Here is a 16,495-nt window from a genome sequence, read left to right as displayed (position 1 = left end):
TTATCCGTTCCATTTATATCCCATCCCCCAAACTGTATCGATATAATTGTGAAGGGAGTACACGCCCAGCTTGGAACGGATTTTTCTCACATGTTCCATAATGGTATCACTGCTGCCCCCGCCTTCCACACCCCAAACCAGCTCATAGATCCGCTCCCGGTCAAATACCTGTCCGGAATTCATGGAAAGAAGCTCAACAATATTAAACTCTTTTTTTGACAGGGAGACTGCATTCTGGTTTACCGTCACTTCCCGTTTGGAATAGTCAATTACCAAATCCGAAAAAAAGCGAACCGTCGACTGTTCCTGTCTTCTCTGCTCTCTTCGTAAATGGGCATTAACCCTGGCACCCAATTCATCCAGGTCAAATGGCTTTAAAATGTAATCATCCGCTCCTGCCCGAAAGCCCATGATCTTATCCTGGCTTTCAATTCTTGCCGTTAAAAATAAGATCGGACAGGAAACATGCTCCCGAATGCGCTGACACACGGTCAAACCATCCAGTCCAGGCATGTTGATATCCAGCAGTATGATATCCGGCTGACAGGATATCTTCTTAAGCGCCTCTTCCCCGTCATAGGCGGTATAGACCAGATATCCGCATAGTTCAAAATAGTTTTTCATCATGGTTACGATGCCTCTTTCGTCATCCACGATTAATATTTTCAAGTTCATTGAAATTCCTCCTTATTGCCTTTATGTCCAGCGCATTTTCTTTATTGTATCCTATAATCCTCAAGATTTTCTCAAAATATGCTGTATCTGTTACAAACAGCCCCCCGGAATACCCGAAGTCTTCTCATATTGCTTTTTTTATATAAATAATTATACTCTATGGATAGGACAATCTCAATCACTTAGATTTTGGTAAAGGTTGAATTTATGAAGTTATTCTAAATCAGCAAAACCCAGAAGAAGGAACCTTTTTATGGGTTCCTCCTACTTTTATCAGCCTGCTGTTTACTCTTTTTTATCCTGAACATCTTCCTTATGATCCGGATATTTCACCGGACAATAAGGTTTACATTCCATACCGTCCCTGTCTGTACAGACACCGGGACAAAGTTTACATTTTGGCAGATTCGGGCAACTGTAGTCCACGTACTTAGGTGTACATTTTCTAGGACACACAGAGCAATTTGGTCTGCATGGTTCTGGTTCCTGTTTGTTCTGCGTAGTAAGCATCGGCATATACCTCTCTGATTTCTTACTATATGTTATTCTGACAGCCATATTCGGTTACGCAGGCACCTGTCATAATACTATTTTTATTTCCTTTTTCAGACAAATATCTCGAGAAGATTTACCGATACATATCTCATATCTGCCCGGTTCCGTACAAAATTTCCTATTATTTTCATCGTAATAATGAAAACTGCTTTCATCCAGCCAAAAGCTTACCTGCTTTTCTTCTCCCGGATTTAATGATACTTTTTCAAATCCTTTTAACTCCTGATACGGTCTCTCCACTTTTGATTCCAGGCATCTGACATATAGCTGCACCACTTCTTTTCCACATTGGGCACCAGTGTTTTTAACATCCATGGAAACAGACATACAGAAAGCGGAATTATTTTGATTGATTTCCAGATTGCTGTATGTGAATTCCGTATAAGACAAGCCATAACCGAAACAAAATTGCGGTTCTGTCTGATAAGTGTCATAATAGCGGTATCCTACATAAATTCCTTCCCGGTAGTGTACTTTTTCCTTACCCGGAAATTCTCCCAGGCAATGTGCCGGGCAATCCAGGTGGCTTTTGGGAAAGGTTTCTGCAAGCCTGCCGGATGGATTGACTTCTCCAAGCAAAACTTCAGCCAGGGCATTACCTCCCTCTATACCTGCATACCAGTTCCAGACCAGTGCTTTTGCCTGATGGACCCAGGATTTCATTTCCACAGGCGCACCCGCATTCATGATAATCACAGTGTTTGGATTTACTTTCAGCACCTCTTGAATAACCTTGTCCTGTTCATAGGGGAGCTGCATATCTTCCCTGTCATAGCCTTCTACGTCATAATCGTGATTCAGCCCGCCGATAAACAGAACCTCTTCATACTCGGCTGCTGCTTTTACTGCTTCTTCCAGCAGCTTTTTTCTTTTCTGCGACAGACCTGTATTTTCAGCCGCTTTGCCTTTGGTGTTATTGCTGTCATTCAGGCTTGCTTCCTGCCAGTTTACTTCTCCTGTCACGTCTTTTTTCTCTGCATAGTATCCTTTTACATATTTAATCTCTGTATTGCCTCCAATCCTGGACTTTAAGCCCATGAGAGGCGATATTTCATATAATGCTTTGATTTCCGCACTCCCGCCTCCATTGGAATGAATCCGATCGCCGTTATCACCGATTACCAGCAGCTTTTTCAGATTCTTTCTCTGAATTGGAAGTCGGTGATTATCATTTTTAAGCAGCACAATGGATTCCCTTGCTGTTTCCAGCGCCGTCTGTCTGTGCCCGTGCGTATTATAGCATCCGCTTTTTCTTTCCCCATCCAGCATGTGCAGGCGTTCCATCATCCGGAGAATCCGGCGGACTTTGCTGTCTGCAAAAGATTCCTTAATTCTTCCCTCCTGTATTTCTCGATATAATGGATCTGCAAGGCAGTATTCATCAAATTGATCTGTAACGGACATTTCTATATCGAGACTGCTTTCTGCTGCCTCTCTGGTATCGTGTACGGCTCCCCAGTCAGAGATCACTGTTCCGTCATAGTCCCATTCTTCTCTTAAGACTTCATCCAGAAGATATTTACTCTGGCAGCAATGTTCTCCCCGGACTTTATTATAGGCTCCCATCAGAGAATAAGCACCCCCGCGCTTCACTGCATCATAAAATGCCGGAAGATAGATTTCCCGCAGAGGACGTTCCCCGATTTCCACATCTACCCATAATCTTTCGGTCTCCTGGTTGTTAAGTGCAAAATGCTTTACGCAGGCTGCTACATCGGACTCCTGAATTCCCTGTATCAGTGGTACTGCTTCTTCCTTTGTCAGATAAGGATCTTCACTCATGTATTCAAAGTTTCTGCCACAGAGCGGGCTTCTCTTTATATTAATACCAGGCGCCAGTATCACATCTTTGCCTCTGCCTCTGGCTTCTTCCCCCAGTACCTGTCCCATCCGGTAAGCAAGATCACGGTTCCAGGTTGATGCAAGGGCGCTGTTGCATGGAAGATAGGTCACATAGTCGTCTGAATTTCCCACTGCAATCCATTTTTCGTTTTCGAATTCATTGCGCACTCCCATTGGTCCGTCTGACATCTTAAGGGAAGGAATGTTTAGGCGTTCTACACCTTTCGTACAGAATAATCCATTACCGTGAATCATTCCCAGCTTTTCCTCTAGTGTGAGCTGTTTTAGCAATTCTTCTATTTTACTGCCTGTTTTCATTGTTCTTTTCTGACTCCTTATCCCTGAGCGCCGGTCAATCTGCCTCTTGGGATTTCCTTATCTTATTTTATCTGTTCTAAAAATACGAGAATTTCTGCAGCATCTGCCACCGGCATTAATACAGTGTCCCTGCCTTCCAAAAATGCATGTGCCCCTTTTACTTCTTTGACCGCCTGATTAACCAGACGAATGCTGTATGGCTTTGCTGATTCGGTGATGAACTTTATGGTATCCTGATTTTTATCCGCTGTTATTCTTCCATCTAATTTTGCATCTGGTCCATAAACCTCTGCTGATACATGACCTTTTAATGTATATATCTTAAATTCCACGTCCTTGGCATAATCATAATCCGCTTTTGTATCGCAGGCTCCGATCGGAAGAATCGAATTTTCCCGCACCATAAGGGGGATACTCAGATAATCCTGCTTCTCTGTTACCCATCTGCCTCCTGTCACTTCTTCTCCTGTCAGATAATTGGTCCAGGTTCCTTCCGGCAGATAATATTCCGCTATCCCATCTTCCCGAAATACAGGAGCACAAAGCAAATGGCTTCCCAGCATATACTGCCGGTCCAGATAATGGCAGTTCCTGTCATTTGTAAACTCCAGTACCATACTTCTCATAAGAGGTACTCCGCTTCTTGATGTTTCTACCGCACCCCAAAACAGATATGGCATCAGGCTTGCTTTTAACTTTGTAAAAAACCGAACTACATCTACCGCTTCATCATCATAAGCCCAGGGAACCCGGTAGGATGTACTTCCATGGAGGCGGCTGTGGGTTGACAGCAATCCAAAAGCTGCCCAGCGTTTATAGACATCCGGAGTTGAAGTACTTTCAAATCCACCAATATCATGGCTCCAGTATCCAAAACCGGACATGGTGAGCGACAATCCTCCTCTTAAGCTTTCTTCCATAGACTCATAGTCAGACCAACAGTCTCCGCCCCAGTGTACCGGGAATTTCTGACCTCCGACCGTAGCGGAGCGGGCAAATAAGACAGCTTCGCCTTTTCCTCTTTTTTTCTCCAATAATTCATAAACCGTCTTGTTGTAGAGATAAGTATAATAATTATGCATTTTCTCAGGATCAGAACCATCATAGTAAGCAACATCCGTTGGAATTCGTTCTCCAAAATCCGTTTTAAAACAGTCCACTCCCATATCCAATAGATCTTCCAGTTTATCCTGGAACCAGCTGCATGCCATTGGGTTTGTAAAATCCACTGCTGCCATCCCAGGCTGCCACATATCCCACTGCCATACGTCCCCATTTGCGCGCTTAATAAAATATCCCTGTTCCATTCCTTCGTCGAAAAGTGCCGACTCCTGTCCGATATATGGATTAATCCAGACACATATATTTAATCCCTTTTCTTTTATCCGTCCCAGCATTCCTTCCGGATCCGGAAAAATGCTGTGATCCCATATGAAATCCGACCAATGGAATTCTTTCATCCAGAAACAGTCAAAGTGAAATACTCTAAGCGGAATCCCTCTTTCTGACATACCGTCAATAAAACTCATTACAGTCTCTTCATCATAATTTGTGGTAAAGGAGGTAGAAAGCCACAGTCCAAAAGTCCAGGGCGCAGGCAGTGACGGTTTTCCGGTCAGATCTGTATATCGCTTTAGTACCTCTTTCATTTCAGGACCGTTGATTACAAAATAATCCAGAGTCTCGCCGGGTACACTGAATTCTACTTTTGTCACTTGTTCCGTAGCGGTTTCAAAAGAAACTCTTTCTGGATGATTTACAAAAACACCATATCCCTTATTTGTGAGATAAAAAGGAATATTTTTATAAGACTGGTCAGTACTGGTTCCCCCATCCTCATTCCAGATGTCAACAGACTGCCCGTTTTTTACAAAAGGAGTAAAACGCTCACCCATACCGTAGACCAGTTCTCCCACGGACAGGCTTAACTGCTGACGCATATAAGCATCGTCACTCCCCTGATCATAAGCAAATCCATTCCACCGGGTCTTCATATATGCCAGATCTCTGGAGGCGCTCCCGGTAAGCTTTTCCTCATCCCTTATGTATGTCATAGACCAGTTTTCCTTTGTAATCACCAGTCCCAGACTCCCGCTCTTTACAATCAGCTGATCTTCATCTTCAAACACATCCAGTTTCTGCTGATTCTGCAGGTTGAGTTCAAAATCAGGTCCTTTCCTGCATACCCCTTTATGATGCGTTGTCTGTACTCTGAGAATCTCCGGCATAGGGGAAGAAATCTCCACCGTAAGGTTAATTCCCCCCAGGGTATCACCTCTGTGATTAATTCTTCCCGTTGGTGCACATATGGTAACCTTTTTATCCTCTTTTTTTATAAAATAAGCCTGTTGCGGAGTAAAACACTCACATCCTTCTTTTTGCAGCCAGCATCCATTACTAAATTTCATAGTCCGTTCTCCTTTTCAACTCTTATCAAGCATTTAGCGCGTATTTAAAAAATGCTTTCTGACAGCTGTGCGTCACACGTTGTGGGAGATTTGTCCCGAATAAAGGGCTGGCAGCGGACTGCGTGACCTGAATTCGAGGCAGATATGCCGCAAAGTGGGGCGGGCAGATGACAGGAATAATTTTTCAAATACACTCTTAGACCACATTATAGCGGACTTTTATTTAACCGGATACCATTAGAATTCCAGATAAAACACTCTAAAAATTAGAGTATTTTACCTCCAATAATGACGCTGTACGTGTGTTTTGTTTTGTTGTACAATAAATATAAAGTAATAAATGCCTGAAATTTATAGCAGATACCCCCTTTTTAATGACTTCTCCTGCAGAAAGGATTCACCGATGAAATTAAAAGACAAACTGCAATCCCTGTTTTCAAAAACCAAAGTTCAAAGACAGCTTTACACCATATTCTTTGCCGCGATCCTGATACCGGTTACGGTGATTGGGATTATTCTCCTCCTGAATACCCAGAAGCTGTTGACGAATCATTATGAGAACCAGATTGAATCGGACAATCTGCGTATTAAATCCATTATGTTTGACTTAACAACTAACATTTATAATCTGTCCGAAGATCTCACCTTTGATGCCAATCTGCAAAAACTTCTTGGCACAAATTATCCTTCTCCTGTGGATTCCCGGACGGCATGCGGTAATTATAAGAGAATCCAGTCCATTTTGAAAAATGAAACCTCCTTGGCAGATTTAAAGATCTATACTCTTAACAAGACGATTGAAGACTATGACCGGATTCTGTTTGCATCGGATGAAACCCGGGAAACTGACTGGTTCCAAAAAGCTTCCCGGCAGTCTAATATATTCTGGAAAGTAAAAAAACGCACAGACCAATTCTCCAATGAATACTATGAACTGACTTTATACCGGAAAATTCCCCTTCCGGATACGAAAAGCTATGCTGTTCTTGCCATGACAATAAGTACCAATTACCTGAAAAACAGGATTGAAAACAATACGCTGACTACGATCCTCTCCGTCAATCAGGAGCCTGTATTTTACAGCAGCGACCGCAGCTTAGTAGGCGCTCCCCTTGGTGTACCAGTTGATTACAGCAACGGCTTTTATCAATATCTGGGAGAAAATGAATTAAACGCTGAAAAATGCCTGAGCGCAGTTTCCACACTGACTCCCTATCAGTCAGACGATATCCTGTATCTGACTTCATTGAATTTCCAGGCATATCCCTATATTAATAAGGTCACCCTGACTTATGGCATTATCATCCTGCTGATCCTCTTCGTTCCAACAGGGATTATCTATTTATTTACCAAATATTTCAGTGCCCGTGTCGTAATCCTGCGAAGCGCTATGCACCAGGCAAGTAACGGGGACTATGATATTATTGATTCATTTAAAGGGGATGATGAATTATCAGAAGCTTTTCAGGATCTGAAAGTAATGATTGAAAAAATAAAAGACAACGAATCCCAGATGTATGAGGCTCAGATCAAAGAACAGGAAATCACCAACCGGCAGCAGCAAATGGAGTTCAAGATGCTGGCAAGCCAGATCAATCCCCACTTCCTCTACAATACACTGGAGACGATCCGCATGAAGTCCCTGACTGCCGGAAACCGTGAAGTAGCTACGGCTATTAAGCTGTTAGGAAAATCCATGCGCTATGTCCTGGAAAATACCGGTACCTCATCCACCACACTGAAAAAAGAAATGGACTATATCGAAACCTACCTGTCCATTCAGAAGCTGCGCTTCCATGAACGTGTAAATTACAAAATTCAAATTGAACCGGGAACTGATATTTCGGATTTTCAGATACTGCCGCTGCTATTGCAGCCTATTGTTGAAAATGCCATTTTACATGGTTTAGAAGGAGTAGAAGAAAATGGACAGATTATTATACACATAGGTACAATGGACGACGAATATCTGTGCATTGATATTTTTGATAATGGGGAAGGCATGACTGCACAGGAACTGGAAAAAATGATTTCCAATATTAATAACCATGATAAAGCCTCAGCCGACAGCATCGGGCTTTACAATATCAACCAGCGGATTAAGCTTTGCTATGGATCCTCTTACGGATTAACGGTTAAAAGCCGCAAAACAGAAGGGACCCTGGTCTCTCTTCAGCTTCCGCTCACTAATATACAGGGGGAATGATGTATGAATGTATTAATTGCAGATGATGAATCAGCCGTATTGGAAGGGCTGAAATATATAATTGACTGGCAGGCACTGGGCTTTACCATTTGCGCAGAGGCAAAAAATGGGGAAGAAACATTGGAAAAAATTTTACGGCTTCAGCCGGAACTGGTTCTTTTGGATATCCGTATGCCCAGACTTTCCGGTCTGGAAGTGGTTAAACGCTGCCGGGAACAATCCTACAACGGAAAATTCATCATCTTAAGCGGATATTCTGATTTTTCTTATGCCCAGACAGCAATGCGGCATGGCGTAGACTTCTACCTGACAAAACCAATTGATGAAGATGAACTGGAAAATGCGGTTAAAAGCGTGAGGGATGCCCTACTGGAAGAGCATAAAAATCATACTGTCATGCTGCAATACCGTGAAAAAGCCCGGGATACTATTCTGCGGGATCTCCTGCTTAATCAGGTGGATTATTATTCCATTGACTATTCGGACCTCCATCTGGACTGCAGTGTATACCAGACAATTATCTATGAAAATTATAACCAGGATACGTTTCAAACCGCCTGGGACTTTGCCAGTCTGTTAAGAGTGACGAATCAGGATCATAACTCCTTTGAGCATATTCAGCTGGATGGGCAGGATATTATTCTTTTAAAAGGGGAATTTGCTATAGAACGCTTTGAATATCTGCTTGCCCATTATGATAAAAATCCTCAGAAAGGTTCTCCCCTGGACTCTCTTTTTCTGACCTATGGAAGAAAGGTTTACCGCCTGGAACAAGTTTACCTTTCCTTTGGGGATGCGTTATCACTCTCAAAGAGACGCTTTTTCTGTGAACAGAACCAGCATGTTCTGGGCTTTTTGCAGCTTCCTCTGGAAGACCAGTTTACCTGGCAGATTAAACCGAAAGAATCTGTATCTTATGACCAGCGCCTTGCCGATTATATTAAATCCCACAACCGGGTGCTAATTGCAGATACTTTAAATGAACTGGAACAAAATCTGTATTATGCCGTGGACGATGTGACCGGTATCAAACATTTTCTGGCTGATATTTACATACAGATTAAATCCATTCTGACCCATACATACAGCAACATCGAAATCCCCTTTCCAACCAATGCCGCTATTATAGAACTCATCGAAAACAAATATTATCTCTATGAGATCATACAATTTTTCTCAGAACAATTTGAAATGTGCATGAACGCCGTAGGAAGCTCTTCCAGCGAGAGTGTCCTGGATGATATCCTGCACTACATCACACATAATTACCGTGAGAACCTGAAGCTGGAATCCATTGCCCCACTCTTCGGCTATAACTCCTCTTATCTGGGAAAAATATTCAATAAAAAAGTCGGCGAAAGCTTCAACTCCTATATCGACCACGTCCGGATCGACTGCTCAAAAAAACTGCTTCTGGAAAATACCCTGAAAGTATATGAAATCGCAGAACAAGTCGGCTACAAAAATGTAGACTACTTCCACAAGAAATTCAAAAAATACGTAGGCATAAGCCCAGCGGAATTCCGAAAAGATCCTGGCATTTTATAACCGCGGCGCCGTCCCATCCCAGAGCGTGTTTTAAAATTGCATTCTGACAGCTTTGCTTCATAAACGGAATACCGGAAAGGGTACGGGAAGGGCAGTGACAACGCCCTTTCCGTACCCTTCCTATCTTAACAAATCATCCATTCCCAACATTCCCAGCTTACTTCCAGGAAAATCCAATTCCGTCTAAAAATGCTTTGGCTACAATCATATGTCCCTGCACATTAGGATGCACACGGTCTCCCGAGATAATGTAGGAAGAGAGTTCTTCCAGGAATGTATCTATTTTTTTCTGAACATCAATAAATAACAGCCCGTGTCTGTCTGCGGTTTCTCTGGCAATTTCAGCATAAGCATCAACCATAGTACGCATTTTATCCTGTCTGTTTGGTTCAATCATAAAAGGGCTCATAATAAAAATTTCTTTTACTTTTGGCTTGGTATCCGTAATTAATTCATCATACACCCTTTGGTATTCCTCCGGATCCACCAGCTCCAGCTGCTGCAACGGTCCATCAAAATGTCTCCACACATCGTTAATTCCAATCATGACAGATACATAATCCGGTTTTAAATCCAGTACATCCTTTTGCCAGCGTTTCTTCATATCCACGATTGTATTGCCATTGACCCCTTTATTTACAACCATAATGCCGTAAGAAGGTGCAAGTCCTGTCAGACATGCATTTACTAGATTCACATATCCGTCACCATAGGATCCTCCTCCCGCCGGAGTTGCCTCATAGTTTCTTCCGCAATCTGTTATCGAATCCCCAATCATTACTAATCTGCTTCCTTTTTCCAGTCTCATAAAGTCCTCCTGATTTCCTGTTTTCCTTTTTCCTTTTTCTTGTTCTTTTTATGTGTCACTAATCCTGCCTTTTTAAGATCATAACTTCCCTGCCCGGCAGCAGGATAAATTCCCCTTCATTATAAACCTGTCCGATGAGTAATTCCAGATATTTTTTCTGGACAGCTATCTTCTCTTCCTCTATACCGTGATTCATCAGGAAGATATAGGATCCGTTCTCATTCCTGCGTTCCGCCGCTTCTACTTCCCCCGGCGTCTCCATCACAGGATGTATTCCCGCTTCCCTGAGTATTCCCCTTAAGAATCGGCTGTAAAATACATTGTCTGATCTGGTTCCTACATAATATGCCATCCCTTGTCCAAAAGAATTACTGGTCAAAACAGGAGTTCCCCTGTAAAAATCCGATTCATAAACACCAAGTACCTCTGCCCCTTCTGCATGGATGATATCACACAGTATTTTCGCCGGATATTTCTCCTGACCAAAAGAAAACCTATTTTCCTCGCCAAAAGGAAGTGCATCCGTCTCTTCTACCCAGATCCCTAAAATATCTCTAAGTCTGCCAGGATATCCTCCTGTAATTACCAGGTCATGTTCATCTGCAATACCACTGAAATAAGTTACAATTAATGTTCCTCCTTTGTCGGTAAAGCTACGGAGTTTCTCATCCACTCCCGGTTTTGTCATGTAAAGCAGAGGTGCAATCACAACTTTATAATGACTCAGATCCGTCTCGGTTCCCACAATGTCCGTAGAAATATTCATTTGATGCAGCGCTTCGTAATAGCTGCGGACTTCGTCATAATATTTCAGTTCACAGCTGGGCCCTGCTGAATATTCCAATGCCCACCAGTTTTCCCAGTCAAAGAGTATCGCCGTTTTTGCCGGTGTCCTGCCGCCCAGCAGTTCGCCGCTCAGCTTCGCCAGTTCTTTTCCAAGAACTGCTGCTTCCCTGAACACACGGGTGTGTTCATGCCCTGCATGATCAATCACTGCCCCGTGGAACTTTTCGCATGCCCCGATACTCCTTCTCATCTGAAAGAACATAACTGCATCTGCTCCATGAGCAATCGCCTGATAACTCCAAAGACGCATGATACCCGGTCTTTTCAGCGCATTATATGCCTGCCAGTTAGTGACACTTGGCGTCTGCTCCATAAGCACAAAAGGATTTCCATCCTTCAGCCCTCTCATACAATCATGGGAAAGCGCCATCTGTGCCTTTGAATCCTGATTGGACGGATAGCTGTCCCAGGAGATAAAATCCATTTTTTCAGCCCATTTCCGGTAATCCAGATTCTTATAAAATCCCATTAGGTTTGTTGTAACCGGTATATTCGGTGTATGCTTTTTAACCGCCTGATACTCTGCTTCAAAGCATCGCTGCATACTTTCGGAATTGAACCTGCGGTAATCCAGAGAGATTCCCTGAAACATGGTTCGGTCATCCCCAAAATGTTCACTTAGCAAATTGGGCAGTACAATTTCATCCCAGTCATAAAAAGTATGCCCCCAAAACGAAGTATTCCACGCCTGGTTCAAAGCATCCAGTGTAAAATACTGTTCTTTCAGCCATTCCCGAAATGCCTTCTCGCATTGCCCGCAGTAGCACTCCCCACCGTATTCATTGGATATATGCCATGCCACAATATTCTCATAGCCCTGATATCGTTTTGCCAGTTCCTCAGCCAGACGTACCGAATATTTCCGGTATGTGGGACTATTGGGACAGGAATTATGCCTTCCCCCAAATTTTCGTTTCCTTCCGTCCGACTCTGTGCGCAGAATATCCGGATAACGTTTTGCCATCCATGCAGGATGGGCACCGGTAGACGTAGCCAGACACACTTTTATGCCATTTTTCCTTACCAGTTCCATTATTTTATCCAGGCTGTCAAAACAATAGCTTTCTTCATCCTTCTGAAGCGACGCCCAGTTAAATACATTTAACGTAACAATATCAATCCCCGCAAGGGCAAACAGGCGCATATCTTCTTCCCAGACAGTTTCCTCCCACTGCTCCGGATTATAGTCACCGCCATACAAAATTTTTTCTACTTTATCATTATATGTCATTTTTCCCTCCTAAATTGTAAAATAGTAAGTAAACTTAGTTACTCTCCAGTGATGACAAATTTATAAAACTCATTGGGTGCAAGCTTCGCCAGATGCCATTGGTAACGCTGATTATTATAATAAGCCATGTAGTCATCAATGACAGACTGTACCTCTACAAAGCTTACGCATTCAGCCAGTTTTGCCTTGATATGGTCCTTCATATGGCCAAAGAAACTCTCCTGGGGCGCATTGTCCCAGCAGTTGCCACGCCGGGACATGGACTGGCGCAGCTTCTTGTTGTAAAGTATATGAAGAAAACTTTGGCTGGTGTAATGGCACCCCTGATCACTGTGGATGATTGTTTCTGCTTGAAGTGAGATCCCATGATCGGCCACCAGTTTATTGACCGTTTCAAGAACAAAATCCACTTCCAGGGAATCACTGAGCACATAAGAAAGTATCTGCCTGGTAAAGGCATCCAGGATGGTTGACAGGTAGGCAAAGGATCCGCTATAGGACAGATAAGTGATATCCGTCAACAAGACTATTCTTGGTCCATAACATTCGAACTCACGGTTTAGCAGGTTGTCCGCTACATTGCTGGTCCTTAGTGCCTTTGCCATTCTTTTATATGGATTTGGGCCTCGGTATGGACAGGAGAGGTGGAACTTTTCCATCAGCCTGCGGATCTTTTTCAGGTTCATGATCACCGGCGGGGTCATATGGAGCAGTTCCATATAGATGCCCCTGGCCCCTTTGGCATAACCATGCAGCCTGTAAGCGGCCAGAACCAGATCAAAATCCTCCCGGTCCTTCTGTTCCTGAAGCGCACGGACAGGAGCTGCCTTTATCCAGGCGTAATAACCGCTTCTGGAAACACCGGCTATGGAACAGAGTTCTTTGGCAGAAAGGGAATTCGCGCTTTGCCGGATCGTTTGCTGGATAATCTCAAATATACAGGAAGAGTCGTTCATAAGCAGTGCACCTACTTCCTTGTAGTCCTGAGTGAGGAAATTTTTTTTAAGAACTCAACTTCCTGTTTCAGATAATCAACCTCATGCCGAAGCTGTTTTAATTCATCCTTTTCGGATGGCGGCAGATCAGCAGCCGGGGAGACGGAGCTTTGCATCCTGTGAGGGGAATGTCCTTGGTGAAACCCGCCATATTTATCGTACTGTTCCCGAATGTGTCTGGCAATGCTCCATACCCTGCGGTCCCCAAGGACGGCAGGATCATAGCCATGATCTGCGAGGATCTGCCGCGGAATCTCCCCTAACTGGTATTCCGAGTAAAAGATCTCCTTGAACTCTCTGGTAAAGGTTAATTGGAATTTGGACACCTTGTAGGTGTAAGGATTTTGACGAAGCAGCAGCATTTGTTCATTGGTAAAAGGGTTTTTGGTCATGGTATTCCTCCTGTTCTTAGATAAGAATACCATAAGCCAAGAGAGGTGTCTAAGCCAAAAGAGGCCTCAGCAATCATCCAAGCCAGTTGTCCCAGAAGCAGGGTATACCAGCAAGGCATGTCCACAATTGGGGTTCTGAAAGGTGAGGGGGTGTCCATTTATATGGAACTAATGGGAAGGGATGTCTAAAAAAATGGGAGCCCCGCTAAATGATGTGTCCACACTTATGGGTACATTATAAAATGCTCAGATCTGCTATACGCCTTCCAAACGCCTGCCATGGTCCGCCCCCTTCTCTTTCCGGGATGCAGTTTATTGATACAAAGCTGGTTTTCTCAGCATGGTTGGGCCCCGGGGTTGTGGCATGCTGTACGGTATTGGCATAGAACACTTAAAAACCAATAAACCAGCTGGATGTTATCACTCTGTACTTCCGTAACACACTCTGCTGCATCCAAAAACGAACAGACCGTCACACCCCAAGGGTCTACACCAGGCTGAGAAAACCAGCTTTGTGTCAACGAATGCTATCTCGGAAAGATGGGTGTGGGAAACTGGTATGGGCGGAGGAAGCGTAGAGCAGAGCTGAGTATTTACTTACCTTTCCGAAGTGTTTTTTGGCGGATAGTATTCGACTGGCTCCCATCGGATACTAAGCGGGTACTGAACCGAGAAATGCATCAGGATTTCTCGGTGAATGCCCGCGTGCCGCCAAAAAGCGCTTCGGAAAGGTTAGAAAATACCAGTTCTGCGGCCAGCTGACGGAGCCCATGCCAGTTTCCCACACCCATCTTTCCGTACACTACCTACATCTACAAAGCGTCCCCTTCCTCAGCTAAACCCCAATTTAATAAGTCCCATACTATTTTTCAGACACCGGTGCTGCATTTAAAATTTCCGTTCTGGTGACTGCCTGGTCTTTTGCATTTTGCATATCCACGGCAAGCACATCCTCATATCCGAGTCCCAGAACTGTATCCTGCATTTCTTTCAGCAAGCTGTTAAATTCTTCTTCCCCTGATGCAAAGATCATCTTCCAGGAATAGTCCACAATGGATGCTTTGCACTGGCTTCTCAGCGTTGTAATGTTGGAATCTTCTTCCGGTGCAATATAGCTGCTTCCCGGAGCTACCATAATCTGATCGTGGCTCTCCAGATAGTCTAAGGTTGTTTTCGCACCCATCTTCTCCTGCCAGTCTGTATCCAGTTTTGTTTTATTCTCTTCCAGTACGGAGTCCCATAACAGATAATTGTATGCCGCATTGGAATTGGGATCGATGTCTACTAATGAATTTGTTTTATAATTCAGGGCAGATACGCCGTCCTTCCAGGAACCGCCGCCCCATTCTTCCGGCACCGCTACATCATTGCTGGGAAGCGCCTGCTTTCCAAAATCTGTGAGGCATGGCTTTCCATCTTTCATTTCCCATGTGAGACCTTCCGGTCCTGCTGCGCCGGATGATTGTCCGTTAATCTCTATACCTTCCGGAGAATATAACCAGTCAATGAAGTCAGCCAGTCTCTGTGGATCTTCTGCTTTACTGCCGATAGCCATTACACTATTGGAATTGCCTTCTGCATAACATCCGTAAGAAAAGATTTTCATGTCGTCGATTGGTGCCAGCATAAATCCTTTTCCCTCTTCTTTACGCTCCGGAGTATTGTACATATTCTGTCCAAGCCATGGCCATGGGGCATATAAGACTTGTCCGTCTTTATATTTTGTTCCAAGGGTATCGTAATTCTGTGTCGTGGATTCCGGATCCACAAGCCCCATCTGATTTGCATCAAAGAAGAACTTTAACACACGGACATACATGGAATTATTGTCAATTATACTCTGGTAGTCGGAACCATCCGCTTTAGCCAGGACAAATCCCTGCTCGTCATAACCATAGAAACAGGTTGGCTGTTTTGCATTATTCATCATATTGCCGTCCCAGTCCTTGAATAAAGATATAGCATACGTTTTTTTACCGGAGTCGCTGACAGGGTATACCTCCTGCATTTTTTGCAGAACAGGAAGCATATCCTCTAAGGTCTTCATCTGTGGATATCCTGCCTCTTTGTATGCATCCCATCTGAAATACGGTCCAAACGTAAGATCCAGGCCTTCACTTGGTGTATCCGCCGGCTGTGTGGATATTTCACTTGGAATCGCCCAGGTTCCTTCTTCCTTCACCAGTTTATTGGTTTTGTCAATTGCCGGCTGATAATTTTTAACAACATCTTTATCCTTCAGTAAATCCGACATGTCCATTAAAAGTCCTGCCGTAACCAGATTTTGTAATTTTCCATTTCCAGTTCCCGTAATAATTAAATCCCCAAGATCCCCTGCTGCGGAACGTGTCTGAAACAGGGTATCTCCTCCGCCTGCAACATTTGGTGCAATGATATTCAGTTCCATATTAAATTTATCCTTGACCACCTTTGCAAACCATCCCGACTGTATCCCCTGGTAATTAGCCAGACTGTCAAATACATCAACGGTAATAAAATCTTCATATTTACTGTTTGAGACTGCTTCTTCTCCTGCTGCCGTACTGCCTCCTGATGAATCTGCCGTCCCCTTGCTTTTGCCACCGCAGCCAGCTAACACAGATGCTGTCATAGCCATACATAAGAGTATACTGATTAATTTCTTTTTCATATCCTACCTCCATATTTTTAT

General features: G+C 43.7%; 13 protein-coding genes. 2 read left to right on the top strand and 11 right to left on the bottom strand.

Translation table 11 applies throughout. The features are described from left to right. The 5 genes from CD03_RS0109255 to CD03_RS39460 all read right to left on the bottom strand — a co-directional run bounded on the left by CD03_RS0109255 (window position 1) and on the right by CD03_RS39460 (window position 5,992). Window positions 1-675, bottom strand: a complete 675-nt coding sequence (locus CD03_RS0109255) for a response regulator transcription factor (RefSeq protein WP_027293398.1) — start codon at window positions 673-675, stop codon at window positions 1-3. 285 nt (window positions 676-960) lie between these two features. Continuing rightward, window positions 961-1,131, bottom strand: coding sequence for a hypothetical protein (locus CD03_RS0109250; RefSeq protein WP_156042842.1), 171 nt, complete (start codon window positions 1,129-1,131; stop codon window positions 961-963). A 123-nt stretch (window positions 1,132-1,254) separates the two neighbouring features. Further along, a complete protein-coding gene (locus CD03_RS0109245; RefSeq protein WP_027293396.1) occupies window positions 1,255-3,390 on the bottom strand; it encodes a beta-glucosidase in 2,136 nt (711 codons plus the stop codon). A 62-nt stretch (window positions 3,391-3,452) separates the two neighbouring features. Continuing rightward, the gene (yicI, locus tag CD03_RS0109240; protein WP_027293395.1) at window positions 3,453-5,798 is read right to left on the bottom strand and encodes an alpha-xylosidase; all 2,346 of its coding nucleotides are present in this window, start codon (window positions 5,796-5,798) and stop codon (window positions 3,453-3,455) included. A gap of 44 nt (window positions 5,799-5,842) precedes the next feature. Next, the gene (locus CD03_RS39460; RefSeq protein WP_334291643.1) at window positions 5,843-5,992 is read right to left on the bottom strand and encodes a DUF6783 domain-containing protein; all 150 of its coding nucleotides are present in this window, start codon (window positions 5,990-5,992) and stop codon (window positions 5,843-5,845) included. Window positions 5,993-6,201: 209 nt separating this feature from the next. Between CD03_RS39460 and CD03_RS0109235 the strand changes: the two genes are divergently transcribed. Beyond that, entirely contained in the window at window positions 6,202-8,004 is a 1,803-nt protein-coding gene (locus CD03_RS0109235) for a sensor histidine kinase (RefSeq protein WP_027293394.1), read from the top strand. A gap of 3 nt (window positions 8,005-8,007) precedes the next feature. Beyond that, on the top strand, window positions 8,008-9,552 hold the full coding sequence (locus tag CD03_RS0109230) for a response regulator transcription factor (protein ID WP_027293393.1): 1,545 nt from the start codon (window positions 8,008-8,010) through the stop codon (window positions 9,550-9,552). 157 nt (window positions 9,553-9,709) lie between these two features. On the opposite strand, the gene CD03_RS0109225 is transcribed toward CD03_RS0109230, so the two are convergent. The 6 genes from CD03_RS0109225 to CD03_RS0109195 form a co-directional block, all read right to left on the bottom strand. Then, window positions 9,710-10,360, bottom strand: a complete 651-nt coding sequence (locus CD03_RS0109225) for an SGNH/GDSL hydrolase family protein (RefSeq protein WP_027293392.1) — start codon at window positions 10,358-10,360, stop codon at window positions 9,710-9,712. 58 nt (window positions 10,361-10,418) lie between these two features. Then, complete coding sequence (locus CD03_RS0109220; RefSeq protein ID WP_027293391.1) at window positions 10,419-12,437, bottom strand: beta-galactosidase; 2,019 nt, start codon at window positions 12,435-12,437, stop codon at window positions 10,419-10,421. Between the two features lie 38 nt (window positions 12,438-12,475). After that, window positions 12,476-13,393: an IS3 family transposase gene (locus CD03_RS0109215; protein WP_027293390.1), complete on the bottom strand. Its 918-nt coding sequence runs from the start codon at window positions 13,391-13,393 to the stop codon at window positions 12,476-12,478. 11 nt (window positions 13,394-13,404) lie between these two features. Beyond that, window positions 13,405-13,824 carry an HTH domain-containing protein gene (locus CD03_RS0109210; RefSeq protein ID WP_027293389.1) on the bottom strand — a complete coding sequence of 140 codons (420 nt, stop codon included), beginning with the start codon at window positions 13,822-13,824 and terminating at the stop codon, window positions 13,405-13,407. A 680-nt stretch (window positions 13,825-14,504) separates the two neighbouring features. Next, complete coding sequence (locus CD03_RS38845; RefSeq protein ID WP_255348072.1) at window positions 14,505-14,627, bottom strand: hypothetical protein; 123 nt, start codon at window positions 14,625-14,627, stop codon at window positions 14,505-14,507. A 59-nt stretch (window positions 14,628-14,686) separates the two neighbouring features. Then, on the bottom strand, window positions 14,687-16,474 hold the full coding sequence (locus tag CD03_RS0109195) for an extracellular solute-binding protein (protein WP_027293388.1): 1,788 nt from the start codon (window positions 16,472-16,474) through the stop codon (window positions 14,687-14,689). Between the last annotated feature and the right edge of the window lie 21 nt (window positions 16,475-16,495).

The sequence above is a fragment of the Robinsoniella sp. KNHs210 genome (assembly GCF_000686105.1).
GTDB lineage: Bacteria > Bacillota > Clostridia > Lachnospirales > Lachnospiraceae > Robinsoniella > Robinsoniella peoriensis.
Note: the sequence above shows the minus strand (reverse complement) of the source record. Positions and strands in the feature narration are given on the sequence as shown.

Excerpts from the sequence above, each read along its gene's own strand:
- CD03_RS0109255 (WP_027293398.1), bottom strand. The coding sequence starts at position 675 with ATGAACTTGAAAATATTAATCGTGGATGACGAAAGAGGCATCGTAACC.
- CD03_RS0109245 (WP_027293396.1), bottom strand. The coding sequence starts at position 3,390 with ATGAAAACAGGCAGTAAAATAGAAGAATTGCTAAAACAGCTCACACTA.
- yicI (WP_027293395.1), bottom strand. The coding sequence starts at position 5,798 with ATGAAATTTAGTAATGGATGCTGGCTGCAAAAAGAAGGATGTGAGTGT.
- CD03_RS0109235 (WP_027293394.1), top strand. The coding sequence starts at position 6,202 with ATGAAATTAAAAGACAAACTGCAATCCCTGTTTTCAAAAACCAAAGTT.
- CD03_RS0109230 (WP_027293393.1), top strand. The coding sequence starts at position 8,008 with ATGAATGTATTAATTGCAGATGATGAATCAGCCGTATTGGAAGGGCTG.
- CD03_RS0109225 (WP_027293392.1), bottom strand. The coding sequence starts at position 10,360 with ATGAGACTGGAAAAAGGAAGCAGATTAGTAATGATTGGGGATTCGATA.
- CD03_RS0109220 (WP_027293391.1), bottom strand. The coding sequence starts at position 12,437 with ATGACATATAATGATAAAGTAGAAAAAATTTTGTATGGCGGTGACTAT.
- CD03_RS0109215 (WP_027293390.1), bottom strand. The coding sequence starts at position 13,393 with ATGAACGACTCTTCCTGTATATTTGAGATTATCCAGCAAACGATCCGG.
- CD03_RS0109210 (WP_027293389.1), bottom strand. The coding sequence starts at position 13,824 with ATGACCAAAAACCCTTTTACCAATGAACAAATGCTGCTGCTTCGTCAA.
- CD03_RS0109195 (WP_027293388.1), bottom strand. The coding sequence starts at position 16,474 with ATGAAAAAGAAATTAATCAGTATACTCTTATGTATGGCTATGACAGCA.